This is a genomic window from Streptomyces cavernicola, from assembly GCF_029968035.1.
In the GTDB taxonomy this organism is placed as follows: Bacteria; Actinomycetota; Actinomycetes; order Streptomycetales; family Streptomycetaceae; genus Streptomyces; species Streptomyces cavernicola.
In genome coordinates this window covers 13,314-26,129 of record NZ_JASCIQ010000042.1, presented here as the reverse complement: position 1 = coordinate 26,129, position 12,816 = coordinate 13,314, and the positions used below count along the sequence as shown (strand labels likewise).

The 12,816-nt window shown below is 71.9% G+C and carries 12 protein-coding genes; 6 read left to right on the top strand and 6 right to left on the bottom strand.

Going from position 1 to position 12,816, the window contains the following annotated elements; genetic code table 11:
* Positions 1-193 precede the first annotated feature (193 nt).
* Positions 194-1,138 (top strand): aromatase/cyclase, encoded by a 945-nt coding sequence (locus QIS96_RS30815; protein WP_282546106.1) that lies wholly within the window; start codon positions 194-196, stop codon positions 1,136-1,138.
* Positions 1,139-1,267: 129 nt separating this feature from the next.
* Here QIS96_RS30815 and QIS96_RS30810 read toward each other — a convergent pair whose 3' ends face one another.
* The 5 genes from QIS96_RS30810 to QIS96_RS30790 form a co-directional block, all read right to left on the bottom strand.
* Entirely contained in the window at positions 1,268-2,206 is a 939-nt protein-coding gene (locus tag QIS96_RS30810) for an MBL fold metallo-hydrolase (RefSeq protein WP_282546105.1), read from the bottom strand.
* A gap of 43 nt (positions 2,207-2,249) precedes the next feature.
* On the bottom strand, positions 2,250-2,777 hold the full coding sequence (locus tag QIS96_RS30805; RefSeq protein WP_282546104.1) for a flavin reductase family protein: 528 nt from the start codon (positions 2,775-2,777) through the stop codon (positions 2,250-2,252).
* A gap of 80 nt (positions 2,778-2,857) precedes the next feature.
* Positions 2,858-4,126: a ketosynthase chain-length factor gene (locus QIS96_RS30800; protein ID WP_282546103.1), complete on the bottom strand. Its 1,269-nt coding sequence runs from the start codon at positions 4,124-4,126 to the stop codon at positions 2,858-2,860.
* Positions 4,123-5,394 (bottom strand): beta-ketoacyl-[acyl-carrier-protein] synthase family protein, encoded by a 1,272-nt coding sequence (locus QIS96_RS30795; RefSeq protein WP_282546102.1) that lies wholly within the window; start codon positions 5,392-5,394, stop codon positions 4,123-4,125. The genes QIS96_RS30800 and QIS96_RS30795 overlap by 4 nt, the downstream gene beginning before the upstream one ends.
* A gap of 90 nt (positions 5,395-5,484) precedes the next feature.
* Complete coding sequence (locus QIS96_RS30790; protein WP_282546101.1) at positions 5,485-6,642, bottom strand: DegT/DnrJ/EryC1/StrS family aminotransferase; 1,158 nt, start codon at positions 6,640-6,642, stop codon at positions 5,485-5,487.
* Positions 6,643-6,870: 228 nt separating this feature from the next.
* Here QIS96_RS30790 and QIS96_RS30785 point away from each other — a divergent pair, with 228 nt between their 5' ends.
* The gene (locus QIS96_RS30785) at positions 6,871-7,773 is read left to right on the top strand and encodes an oxidoreductase (RefSeq protein WP_282546100.1); all 903 of its coding nucleotides are present in this window, start codon (positions 6,871-6,873) and stop codon (positions 7,771-7,773) included.
* Between the two features lie 93 nt (positions 7,774-7,866).
* Here the strand turns inward: QIS96_RS30785 and rfbA are convergent, their stop codons facing one another.
* A complete protein-coding gene (gene rfbA, locus QIS96_RS30780; RefSeq protein WP_282546099.1) occupies positions 7,867-8,799 on the bottom strand; it encodes a glucose-1-phosphate thymidylyltransferase RfbA in 933 nt (310 codons plus the stop codon).
* Positions 8,800-9,015: 216 nt separating this feature from the next.
* On the opposite strand from rfbA, the gene QIS96_RS30775 reads away from it, so the two are divergent.
* The 4 genes from QIS96_RS30775 to QIS96_RS30760 all read left to right on the top strand — a co-directional run bounded on the left by QIS96_RS30775 (position 9,016) and on the right by QIS96_RS30760 (position 12,675).
* Entirely contained in the window at positions 9,016-9,486 is a 471-nt protein-coding gene (locus tag QIS96_RS30775) for a nuclear transport factor 2 family protein (protein ID WP_282546098.1), read from the top strand.
* Between the two features lie 34 nt (positions 9,487-9,520).
* A complete protein-coding gene (locus QIS96_RS30770; RefSeq protein ID WP_282546097.1) occupies positions 9,521-10,591 on the top strand; it encodes an LLM class flavin-dependent oxidoreductase in 1,071 nt (356 codons plus the stop codon).
* Positions 10,588-11,568, top strand: a complete 981-nt coding sequence (locus tag QIS96_RS30765) for a 3-hydroxyacyl-CoA dehydrogenase NAD-binding domain-containing protein (protein WP_282546096.1) — start codon at positions 10,588-10,590, stop codon at positions 11,566-11,568. The genes QIS96_RS30770 and QIS96_RS30765 overlap by 4 nt, the downstream gene beginning before the upstream one ends.
* 192 nt (positions 11,569-11,760) lie before the next feature.
* Positions 11,761-12,675: an NADP-dependent oxidoreductase gene (locus QIS96_RS30760; RefSeq protein WP_282546095.1), complete on the top strand. Its 915-nt coding sequence runs from the start codon at positions 11,761-11,763 to the stop codon at positions 12,673-12,675.
* Positions 12,676-12,816: the final 141 nt, after the last annotated feature.

The following is a 12,816-nucleotide window of genomic DNA, read 5'->3' as shown; positions in this document are numbered from 1 at the left end:
GTAGCCATGGCGATACAGACAGGTACGGCGGTCACAGTGGCGCCGCCCGATCCAGGTCCACTGGAGGTGGGCTCGACGTCCACGGGCCCGCATCCGCCGTCTCGAACCGGCCTCGACCGCGGCTGTGCACAGTGAGGCGGTAGCGAGCCGCGTACCCACGGCGCGTGCCCATGAGCCGGAAGGACGAGACGAGATGACAACAGCCGAGCAAGCGGTGCGAGCCGTCCACGAAATCGCGGTCCGCGCACCGGCGCGGGAGACCTACCGGCTCCTGGCGGATCTGGACAACTGGCCGTGGATCTTCAAGCCGTTCGTGCACGTCGAACGCACCGGCCAGGAGGGCGAGTTCGAGCGGCTCGGGATGTGGACGACCGGCGGTGACCGGGTCGAGCGCTGGGGTGCGCTGCGGCGCCTCGACGAGGCCGCGCTGCGGATCGAGTTCCGCCCCGAGGACGTCCCCCCGCCTCTGACCGGCATGGAGCGGGTCTGGGCCGTCGAGCCCGACGGGGAGCACGCCTGCCTGGTCCGGCTGCTGCACACCTACACGCTCGCCGAGGACACGCCGGCGGCGCGCGCCCAGGTCGCCGGGGTCATCGACACGGTGGCCGGAACGGAGACGCAGGCGGTGCGCGAAGCAGCCGAACTCACCGCGCACACCCCCGAGTTGCGCCTCGTCGTCACCGACACGGTCGGCATCGAAGCCGAGCCGCGGACCGTCGGCGACATCCTCTACGACATCACGTCCTGGCCCCGGTTCCTGCCGCACGTCGCCCGCGCCGAGGCGCTCCAGGACGCGGACGGCCTGCAGTTCGTGGAGGTCGACACGGTGGAGGGCAACGGCTCCCTGCTGGCCATGCGGACGGCCCGGGTGCGGACCTCGGCGCGCAGCCTCGCGTACAAGCAGCTGGTCCTGCCGCCCATCGGCAGCAGCCACCACGTCCGCTGGCACGTCTCCGGCCGGGACGGGGGTGCCGTCGTGCGCTCGGAGCAGACCGTGGTGATCAAGCAGGACGGTATCGAGGCGATGCTGGGCGACGGCAAGGTGCTCGCGGACGCGACGGAGTTCATACGGCGCGAACTGAGCGCCAAGGTGCGCCTGATCCTCGACGGCGCGAAGCGCCGGGCCGAGGGAGCCTGAGACCACCGGGCCGCCGGGCCGCCGGGTCCGGCGTATCGGGGCCGAGACCGGTGGTTCGGGCTCCTCGCGGCATGGCGGACGGCCCGCGTGCGAGATGCGCGCGGGCCGTCCGCCCCACTCCCGGTGCAGTCAGGCGGCGCAGTGGGGCAGGCCGCCGTGGAAAGCCGTCATCTCGCCGAACAGCTCCCCGACGTCGAGGAGATGGCCCGGCGCGGCACCCGCGGCCTCCGCGTAGGCGCGGTGCAGGTTGGGGACGATGCGTTCGCTGTCCAGGAGCTCCGCGAACTCTCCGAGGTCCGCCGTACGGGCGGCCTCCAGCGGCGTCAGGCCCGCGGCGAGCGACTCGGCCGCCAGCCGCTGCACGAACCGCAGATAACGCTCGGTGGAGTCCAGCAGACCGGCATCGCCGACCGGGCCGTGGCCCGGCACCACCACGGCAGGGTCCAGCTCCCTGAGCGCGCTCAGCACGGTGAGCGAGCCGGCGACGGAGCCCGTCATACAGAACGGGGTGGCCCCGGACATCACGATGTCGCCGGTGAACAGCACGCGCTGTCCGGGCAGCCACACGACGGAGTCGTTGGTCGTGTGCGCCGTGCCGAGGTGCATGACCTCGGCACGGAACTCGCCCAGGTGCAGCGTGACGGTGTCGCGGAACGTCAGGGAGGGCAGCGTCACCTCGATGTCGCCCCAGTCGACGTCGGGCCACAGGCCCGTCAGATGGAGCCCGGCGAGGTCCATCTCCGCGCGCGTGCCCTCGTGCGCGACGATCACGGCGTGCTCGGCGAAGACCTGGTTGCCGAAGGTGTGGTCCCCGTGCGGGTGGGTGTTGACGACATAGCCAGGGGGCCGGGCGGACACCCTGGCGGCGGCATCCCGCAGCGCCAGGGTGCGGGCCCGCGTGGCGGCCGTGTCGACCAGGGCGGGCCGCTCGCCCGCCGTGATGAGGCCCGCGTTGTTGAGGCACCAGCTGCCGTCGGGCTGTACGTACGCGTAGACGTGCTCCGCGACCTCGACCAGCGTGGCTGCGGAATCCGCCAACGTGACTGCGGACGGGGGCTGTTGCGACACTGCGCTTCTCCTGACAAGGGGGTCGCTGAGCGGTCCGGCAGGGTCAGCCGGCCGTCGTGAGGCTCGGAGTCGGCTCCGGGCGGGTGAAGCGCCGGTCGTGGTACACGAGCGGGTCCAGGCCCGAGACCGACGCGGACGTGACATGGCCCACGAGGATGCTGTGGTCCCCACCGTCGAGGACCTCGCGCAGAGTGCACGCGATACGGGCCACGGCGCCGGCGAGACCCGGCAGACCTTCCTCGCTGGGAACCATGTCGCCGTCGCCGAACTTGTCCTGCCCGGAGCGCGCGAAGCGGCCGGCGATGTCCGACTGGGTCGCGGAGAGCACATTCACCAGGAAGCGGTCGGCCGCGACGAACGCCGGGTGGCAGGAGGCCGTCTTGGCGGGGCAGACGAGGACCAGGGGAGGGTCCATCGACAGGGAGCTGAAGGAACTGGCGGTGAACCCCCAGGGCCGCCCGGCCGCGTCCACCGTGGTCACCACGGTCACCGGAGTGGGCACCCGGGCCATGGTGCGGGTGAATTCGGAGGGGTCGACGGCGGCCAACGGACCTCCAGTACGTACGAGCATCGTTTCTCCTCCTAGAGCCTGACTCTCGGTCGGCCGCGGTCGGCCTCGAGCGGTGCGCCGTACCGACCGCGGCGTACCGGCTACGCGGCGCGGCGCACGACCATCGCCGCGTTGAACCCGCCCCGGCCGCGGGCCAGAACCAGAGCGGCGCGCAGCCCCGTGGTCGGGCGCGCTTCGGTGACGAGGTCGACGGGGCAGTCGGCGGCCGGAGCCGCGACGTTGACGGTGGGCGGGATGACCTGGTCGCGCAGGGTGAGCAGCGCCGCCGCGACATCGGTGGAGGCGGCGCCCGCCGAGAGGCGGCCCGTCATCGTCTTCGGAGCGGTCACGGGCACGCCGCGTTCGCCGAAGAGCGCGCAGATCGCTTCGGCCTCCTCACGGTCGGCGGTGCGCCGGCCCGCGGCGTCCGCGAAGACGACGTCGATGTCCGCGGGCGTCAACCCTGCGTCCTTCAGGGCGAGTTCGGCCGCATCGCGCAGCCGCGGGGCCCCGCCGCTGCCCGGCGCGGGATCGAAGGTGGCGGCGTATCCGGCGATCGAGCCGTACACCCGCGCCCCGCGCTCCCGCGCCGCGGCCGCGTCCTCGAGGACGAGCAACGCCCCGCCCTCGCCCACCACATGGCCCGAGGCCTCAGCGGCGAACGGCAGGTAGGCGCGCTCCGGGTCCTCGCATGTGGACAGCTCGGCGCCCGCGAGGTGCGCGGCCCAGCCCCAGGGGCACAGGCTGGAGTCGACGCCTCCGGTGATGAGCAGCGCGAGGCCCTTGCGGAGCTGTCGCCGCGCCTGCGCGATGGCGTCGAGGCCGCCCGCCTGCTCGGTGACGAGGACGCCGCTGGGGCCGCGCAGCCCGTTCCTGATGGATATCTGGCCGGTGTTGACGGCGTAGAACCAGGCGAAGGACTGGTAGGCGCTGACGTACTGGCCGCCCTTGCTCCACAGCGCCTCGAGCTCGCGCTGGCCGAACTCGAAGCCTCCGGCCGAGCCGGCGGTCACCACGCCGGCGGCGTACTCGGGCAGCTGCTCGGCGTCCACGCCGGCGTCGGCGAGCGCCTCGTCGGCGACGGCGAGGGCCAGCCGCGTCATGTGGTCGGTCTGCGGCAGCAGCCGGCCCGGCACGTGCTCGGCCGGGTCGAAGTCCGGTACCTCCCCGGCGAGCCGGGCCGGATAGCCGGAGGGGTCGAACCGGGTCAGCGGGCCGATGCCGCTGCGGCCGTTCAGGACGGCGTCCCACCAGGCCGGTACGCCGAACCCGTTCGGGGCGGCGACACCCAGGCCGGTGACGACGGGCGCCGCGGTCGCCGCGGCGGCGTCGGGGTCGGGGTCGGGGCGGTTCAGGGTCTGCGCGGTCATGCTGTCTCTTCCAGGCGCGGGCGGGTCAGGACCATGGCGCTCTGGAACCCGCCGAAGCCGCTGCCGACGCTCAGGACGGTGTCCGTGCGCTGCTCGCGGGCGATGAGCGGGGTGTAGTCCAGGTCGCAGGCCGGGTCGGCGGTGTGCAGATTCGCGGTCGGCGGCACCGTGTTGTGCTCGATGGCCAGGGCGCTCGCGGCGACCTCCAGGGAGCCGATGGCACCGAGCGAGTGGCCGATCATGGACTTGATGGAGCTGATGGGAACGTCGTACGCGTGCGCGCCCAGGCTGTGCTTGAAGGCGGCGGTCTCGTGCCGGTCGTTCTGCTTGGTACCCGAGCCGTGCGCGTTGATGTAGTCGACCGCGGTGGGGTCGAGGCGGGCCTCGTCCAGGGCGATGGTGATGGCCTCGGCCATCTCCCGGCCGTCCGGGCGCAGCCCCGTCATGTGGTACGCGTTGCAGCGGCTCGCGAAGCCGGAGATCTCGGCGTACACATGGGCGCCGCGGCGGCGGGCGCTGCCCGCCTCCTCCAGGATCAGCACGGCCGAACCCTCGCCGAGCACAAAGCCGTTGCGGGTGGCGTCGAAGGGCCGCGACGCCGTCCCCGGCTCGTCGTTGCGGGGCGAGGTGGCCTTGATGGCGTCGAAGCAGGCCACGGTGATGGGCGAGATGGGCGCCTCCGTGGCGCCCGCGATCATCACGTCCGTGCTGCCCTCGCGGATGAGCTCCACGGCGTGCCCGATGGAGTCGAGGCCGGAGGTGCAGCCCGTGGAGACCACGGCGACGGGACCCTGGGCGCCGTGCCGCCAGGCGACCTCGGCCGCCATCGAGCTGGGCACGAAGTAGTCGAAGAGGTGAGGGACGGCGAGCGTGTGGTCGACGTTCCAGGTGGAGCCGCCCCGGCTGACGGCGTTGTACTCGGTGTCGAGGCCCATGGTGCAGCCGACGGCGCTGCCGAGCGCCACGCCGGTGCGCGCCGGGTCGAGCCCGGTGAAGTCCAGGCCGCTGTCCTCGACGGCCTCACCGGCGGCCGTGAGCGCGAACTGCGCGGCGCGGTCGAGGCGCTCGGCGTCGCGCTCGCTGAAGCCGTGCTCCAGCGGATCGAAGTCGGCCTCGGCGGCGATCCGGGAACGGAACGGCGAGGCGTCGAACAGGCTGATGGCACGGGTGGCCGTGGTTCCGGAGGTGAGCAGGGACCAGAACTCCTTGGTGCCTACTCCCCCCGGCGCGACGACACCGATTCCGGTGATGACGACACGACGGGTCATGGGGTGTCCTTCACGAATGAGTCCTCTTGTCGCTGGACAGTCGGTACGAGGGCGGATGCCACGCGGCGGCGGACCCCCGCGGCACCTGTCTCACGCCACGGCCCGGGTGGTCTCCGCGGTCCGCGCGGCCAGGGACTTGCGCAGCGAGGCGACCACGGTGAGCACGTCGGCGTCGCTCAGCCCCGGGTGCAGCGGCAGGCACAGCGTGCGCTCCGCGGCCCAGTCGGACGCGGTCAGGTGCGCGTCGGAGCCGTAGGCCGGCACGCGGTGCAGCGGGGCGTAGCGGAACGTGGTGTAGATGCCGTCCCCGTACAGGTCACTGGCCAGCTGGTCCCGGACCTGCGGGTCCACCTGGATCCAGTAGAAGTAGTGCGTGGAGTCGTGGCCGTCGGGCAGCGGCGGCGGAGTCAACAGGCCTTCGGTGTCCGCGAGTTCGCGGTCGTAGAGGGCGACGAGCTCCTTGCGGCGGCCGACGAGTTCGGGCAGCCGGCGCAGCTGTACGGAGCCGATGGCGGCGGTCAGGTCGTTGCCGATGACACGCCGGCCGGGCTCGGGGATGTCCAGCTCCCACCACCGGGCGGAGACCTTGGCGTAGCCGAAGCCGCTGGGCTGGGCGAGGCCGTGGTAGGCGAGCCGGCGCACCCGGGCGGCCTGCTCCGGGTCCCTGACGTAGATCATGCCGCCGTCACCGGTCACCAGGACCTTCATGGCGTCGAAGCTCCACATCGCGAAGTCCCCGAAGGTGCCCACCGGGCGGCCGTCGACACGGGAGGCCACGGCGCACGCGGCGTCCTCGATCAGCGCGATGCCCCGCTCCCGGCAGCGCTCGGCGATCCGGACGACGTCTCCGGGGTAGCCCCCGTAGTGCAGGACGACGACCGCCTTGGTGCGCTCGGTGACGGCCGCCTCGATGTCCTCGAGCGTCGGGTTGAGGGTGCGCCGGTCCGCGTCGCAGAACACCGGCTTGGCGCCCGCCGCGAGCACCGCGTTCGCGGCGGCCAGAAAGCTGAGCGAGGGAAGGACGACCTCGTCGCCGGGCTCGAGGTCCAGCGCCTCGACGGCCAGGAACAGTCCCGCGGTACCGGAGTTGACGAAGACGACGTGCTCGGGGGCGACCCCCAGGTGCGTGGCGAACTCCTCCTCGAACGCCTTCGTGCGCGGCCCGTGTCCAAGCCACCGGTCCCCGAAAACGGCGTTGACCGCGTCGAGTTCCTCGGCGCCGACCTGGGGCTGAAAGAGATTGATCATAGCCACCTCTCACGTCCTGCAATCGCCTCAACTCTGGCCAGACACGCTCGGCCCTCGGTCGAAGCTCAGCGGAGGGGCCCGGCGAACCCGGCCGTCGCCGGTGGTCTTCGGTCCGGCATGAATGCGACGGCGAGCCGTCCCCCACGGCTCTTCGAGCCGCTCTCCAGAGGCCCCCCGAATCCTGCTCGGGACAGATCAGCGACGGCCGATCAGAAGGGCAGTGCGACGATGACCGGTGACCTCGAGGAGAACGCCACGGCGACCGCGGCGCGGACGGACCGCGCAGCGCCCCGGGTCTGGCTGATTACCGGCGCGTCCCGCGGTCTCGGCAGGGCCATCACCAGCGGTGTGCTGGCGGCCGGCGACACCGTCGTCGCCACCGTCCGCCGCGCGGGCGCCCTGGACGACCTGGTGAAGCAGTACGGCGAGCGGCTCATCCCGCTCGTCCTGGACGTCACCGACCGCGCGGCAGCCTTCGCCGGGGTGGCCGAGGCCGCCGAGCGGGTGGGCCGGATCGACGTGGTCCTGAACAACGCCGGATACGGTCTGGCCGGCGCCGTCGAAGAGGTCGCCGAGGACGACGTCCGCGCCCAGTTCGACGTGAACTTCTTCGGCGCGCTGTGGGTGACGCAGGCGGTGCTTCCGGTGCTGCGCCGGCAGGGCAGCGGCCACCTGCTGCAGATGTCCAGCATCGCCGGCGTCACCACGTACCCCAACCTCGGCATGTACTGCGCGAGCAAGTGGGCCTTGGAGGCCATGGGCGAGACACTGGCGCGCGAGGTCGCGACGCTGGGCATCAAGGTGACGCTCATCGAGGCGGGCGAGTTCCGCACGGAGTGGAGCGCGGGCAGCATGGTGCGGTCCGCCCCGATGGCGGCGTACGACGAGATCCTCGCCAAGCCGCGGCACGGGCTTTCCGGCGCGTACGCCCATCTGCAGCCCGGCGACCCGGACAAGGCCGCCGGCGCCCTGCTGGAACTGGTCGGCGCCGAGCAGCCGCCGCTGCGGATCCTGCTCGGCAACGGCGCCGTCGAGCTCGCGCCGCGCGTGCTGCGCGACCGCCTCGACGAGTGGCAGGCCTGGGAGGGTCTCGCGCGTACGACGGACTTCACGCAGGGCCCGGCGGCGTGACGTCCGGGGGCCGCGCCCCCGGACCCCGAAGCGACCCGTGAGACGGCCGGGCCCCGTCCTCCGTGCGAGGGCGGGGCCCGGCTCCGTGGGCGGTCACGCCGGGGTGCGGGCCGCCGCGGTCGCGAACGAGCCGCTGCGCACCGCGGGGTCGGCGCCCCGCAGCGACTCGGCGATGTCCATCACATAGCGGCCGTACCCGGACTTCTCCAGGCGGGCGCCGAGCCGATGGCACTGGTCCGCGTCGATGAACCCCATGCGCAGGGCCACTTCCTCGAGGCAGGCGATCCGCAGCCCCTGGCGGCGCTCCAGGGTCTGGATGTAGTGGCTCGCGTCGAGCAGTGAATCGTGGGTGCCGGTGTCGAGCCAGGTGAAGCCGCGCCCGAGGTCGACGAGCCGCGCCTTGCCGCGGGCGAGATAGGCCCGGTTGACGTCCGTGATCTCCAACTCGCCGCGGTCGGAGGGCTCGAGGCCGCGGGCGATGGACACCACGTCGTTGTCGTAGAAGTACAGGCCGGTGATCGCCCGGTCGGAGCGCGGCCGCTCCGGCTTCTCCTCGATGGAGATCAGGCGCCCGTCCGCATCCGCCTCGCCGACCCCGAACCGCTCCGGATCGCGCACCGGATAGCCGAAGAGCAGAGCCCCGTCGGTGTGCGGCATGTGCTCCTGCAGCAGTACGGAGAAGCCCGGCCCGTGGAAGATGTTGTCGCCGAGCACCAGGGCGACGCATTCGTCGCCGATGTGGTCGGCCCCGATCGTGAACGCCTCGGCGAGGCCCCGCGGTTCGTCCTGGACGGCGTACGACAGACACAGCCCGAGAGCGGATCCGTCCCCCAGAGCCCTGCGGAACTGGGGCAGGTCCCCCGGCGTGGAAATGATGAGGATGTCCCGGATGCCGGCCAGCATCAGGACCGACATCGGGTAATAGATCATGGGCTTGTCGTAGACCGGGAGCAGCTGCTTCGACATGCCCAGCGTGATCGGATGCAGCCGGGTGCCACTTCCGCCGGCCAGCACGATGCCTTTCATCAACGGTCACCTCATGTCCGGTTCGGCCTGAAGGCCGTGAGCGGCCTCGGTCCGTCGAGGCTGAGGGGCGCCGGTCGAGCACATCTGGAAGACAGCCTGACTTCCCCGGTGTTGAGCACCCTTCCAGCTGCCCTGGATCCCGTGCCACCAGTGTGAGCCGGACTGCCCGCACGTACGGAAGCCGGCCAGTCGGCACACTCAGCAAAGGCGGTTCGGATGATCGACTCGACACCCATCGGCTCCCTCACGGAGTCGGACTCCCCGGTCTCTGCGGAGCTGTACACGCGCGTGCAGCAGTTCTACGCCCGTCAGATGGGGCTGTTGGACGACGGCAGGCCCGACGACTGGTCCGCCACCTTCACCGAGGACGCGGTGTTCCAGGAGGCGAGCCGGCTCGACGAGCCGCTGCGCGGCCGCGACGCGATCCGCGAGTCCTCCCGGGCCCGCAAGCAGCGGCTCGACGAGGCCGAGATCGACTTCCGGCACTGGCTGGCCATGCTGCAGGTCCACCCGCAGGCGGACGGCACCCTGCGCACCCGCGCCTACGCCCTGGCCATGCGCACCCCCCGCGGCGGCAGTCTCGACATCTTCGCCAGCGTCGTGTGCAACGACCACCTGGTGCCCGTCGACGGCGGCTGGCAGGTCGCCCGCCGCGAACTCCACCACGACGGCTCCAACCGCGACTGACCCGGGCCCGGACAGGCCCAGCCAGGGAGGCACTGTGAAATTCGGAATCGTCTTCTTTCCCACCGTGGGCCCCGCGGACAAGCCGGCCCCGGAGTACTTCGACGAGGCCCTGCGCCTGGTCGACCTCGCGGAGGAACTCGGCTACGACCACGTGAAGATGGTCGAGCACTACTTCTTCCCGTACGGCGGCTACAGCCCCGACCCGACGACGTTCCTGGCCGCAGCGGCCGGGCGTACCAAGCGCATCCGCCTGGGCACCAGCGCCACCATCCCCGCCTTCCAGCACCCGGTGAAGCTCGCGGGCAAGCTGGCCATGCTGGACAACATCTCCGGCGGCCGCCTGGACGCGGCCTTCGGGCGGGCCTTCCTGCCGGACGAGTTCAAGGCGTTCGGTATTCCGATGGATGAGTCCAAGGACCGCTTCGTCGAGGGCACCGAGGCCATCAAGCGGCTGTGGAGCGAGGAGAACGTCGTCTTCGAGGGCCGCTTCCACCAGTTCGGTCCGGTGACGCTGCTGCCGCGCCCGGTGCAGCAGCCGCACCCGCCGGTGTTCGTGACCACCGCGCGCAGCGCCGAGTCCTGCGCCGAGGCCGGGCGCAACGGCCACCACCTGCAGACCGTGCCGAACGTGATGTCCACCGAGGAGCTGCAGAGCCGGCTGGCCGTGTACCGCGCGGAGTGGGCGGCCTCCGGCCGCGAACCGGGCACGGAGCGCATCCACTTCAGCTACCCGTGCGTGGTCGCGCATGACGGCGACGCGGCGCGCGCCAAGGGCCGCCTGGACGACGACCGCAACACCGCCGCGATCGCGGCCGCCGTCGCCTCCTGGGAGACCACCCGCTCCGAGGCCTACCCGGGCTACGAGAGGCTCGTGGCGGCGACCAAGCAGTCCCACTTCGACTCCAAGATGGAGCAGAAGAAGCTGCTCATCGGCGCTCCCGATCAGGTGCGCGCCCAACTGGAGCAGATCGCCGACTGGTTCGGCGACGACATCAGCGTCAGCCTGAGCGTGCACTCCGGGCATCTTTCCTTCAAGGACGCCGAGACCACGATGCGGCTGATGGCCGAGGACGTCATTCCGAAGCTCAAGGGAGGCCGCGTATGACCGGCACACGACAGCCGACCGTCACGGTCGTCGGCGCGGGCACGATCGGCCTCGGCTGGATCGCCCTGTTCCTCGGGTATGGGTTGCGGGTGCGGGTCAACAGTCGCAGGGCCGAGGCCCCGCGCATCGTCGAGGAGGCCCTCGAACTCTTCGCGCCCCATCTGCCCGAGGGCACCGAGGACCCGTCGACCTTCGCCGGGCGCCTGGAGTTCGAGCCGGACCTCGAGCGGGCGGTGGCGGACGCCGACATCGTCGTCGAGAACGCGCCGGAGAACTTGGAGTTGAAGCAGGAGCTCTTCGAGGCGATCGGCAAGGCGGCCCCGGCCGAGGCGCTGATCCTGTCGTCCACGTCGACTCTGAACCCCGACGACATGGGCGCGCGGATGGCGGACTCCAGCCGCCTGGTCGTCGCCCACCCCTTCAACCCCCCGCACGTCGTGCCGCTCGTGGAGGTCGTCGGCGGTGAGCGGACGGCACCGGAGGCGATCGAGGAGGCCGTCGCCTTCCTCTCGTCGGTGGGCCGCGAGCCGGTGGTGCTGCACAAGCCGATCCTGGCCTTCGCCGCGAACCGGCTGCAGTCCGCGCTGCTGCGCGAGTCCGTGCACCTGGTGCGGGAAGGCGTGGTGACGCTGGAGGAGCTGGACCGGGTCGTGACCCACTCGGTCGGGCTGCGCTGGGCCACCGTCGGCCCGTTCCTCGCTTTCCATCTGGGCGGCGGCCAGGGCGGCTTGCGCAAGTGGCTGACCACGCTCGGCGCGGGCCTCGAGCAGGGCTGGGAACTGCTCGGCCGGCCTCCCATGGACGACGAGACGATCCAGCTGCTGATCGCCCAGGCGGACGAGGCGTACGGAGACAAGTCGTACGAGGAGCTGGTGCGGGAGCGCGACACGAAGCAGACGGCGATCCTCAGAACGCTCGCGGAGGTGTCCAACGCTGACGGCCGGAACCCCGACAGCCCGTCCGAAGTTCGAAGTTGAGCGCGTTCAGCCCCGACCAGGGGGTCGGGGGCGCAGCCCTCGGCGGCGGCAACTCCGGTGGGCGGCAACCGTCGTTGAGCCGGTCTTGAGGTCGTTTCGAGACGGCTCACCGACCCTTCGTCCAACCGGCGGCGTCGGCAGACGCGGTGCCCGACCCCCGGCAAGCAACCAAGCGAGAATGCGGTGATTGCCATGAAGGCTGCGGCCCTTACGTCCTTCGGAGGCCCGGAAGTCCTGTCCCTGACCGAGGTGCCGGCGCCCGAGGCCGGTGCCGGCACGGTCCGGGTGCGGGTTCGGGCCGCCGGCGTCCAGCACTTCGACACCCGCATCCGCCGGGGCTGGGCGCCGCCCACCGTCGACATGACCTTTCCGGTGATCCCGGGCAACGAGTTCTCGGGCGTCGTCGACCAGGTCGGTGCGGGCGTCGACGGCTTCGCGGTGGGCGACGAGGTGCTCGGCTACACCACGACCAGGAGTTACGCCGAGTACGTCGTCGCGCCCGTCGGCCAGGTCGTGCCCAAGCCCGCGAACATGCCCTGGGACGTCGCCGGCGGCTTCACCGGCAACGGTCAGGGCGCCGCCATGTGCCTGCGGCAGATGGGCGTCGGCTCGGGCGACACCGTGCTGATCAACGCCGCGGCCGGTGCGCTCGGCACGTTCTCCGTGCAGCTCGCCAAGGCCTGGGGAGCCACCACGGTGATCGGCACCGCGAGCGAGGCCAACCACGACTACCTGCGCTCGCTCGGCGTGATCCCGGTGACCTACGGAGAGGGCCTGGCCGAGCGGATCCGTGCCGTGGCCCCGCAGGGCGTCGATGCGGCGATGGACAACGTGGGCGAGGAAGCCCTGCGCGCCTCGGCCGAGGTGGTGAAGGACAAGAGCCGCATCCGCACCATGATCGACGACGACGTCGCGTCGGAACTCGGCATCCCGCTGCTGAAGCCGCACCGCTCCGCGGAGCAGCTCGCCGAGCTCACCGCGCTCTATGCCGAGGGCCTGATCAGGATTCACCTCCGCGCGGCGTACCCGCTGGCGCAGGCCGCCGACGCGCACCGCGAGATCGAGACCGGCCACGGCCGCGGAAAGATCGTCCTGCTCGTGGACTGACTCCCGGCCCGTCCGCACTCGGCGGCCACGTCGGCCACCCGCCCCGGGAGACGGTGCCCGGGAACAAGGGGGTGCGCGGACGGGGCCGCCGAGTGCGGTCAACACCGCCCCGCACAAGGGGCGTTCGCCCCGGGGTCGAAC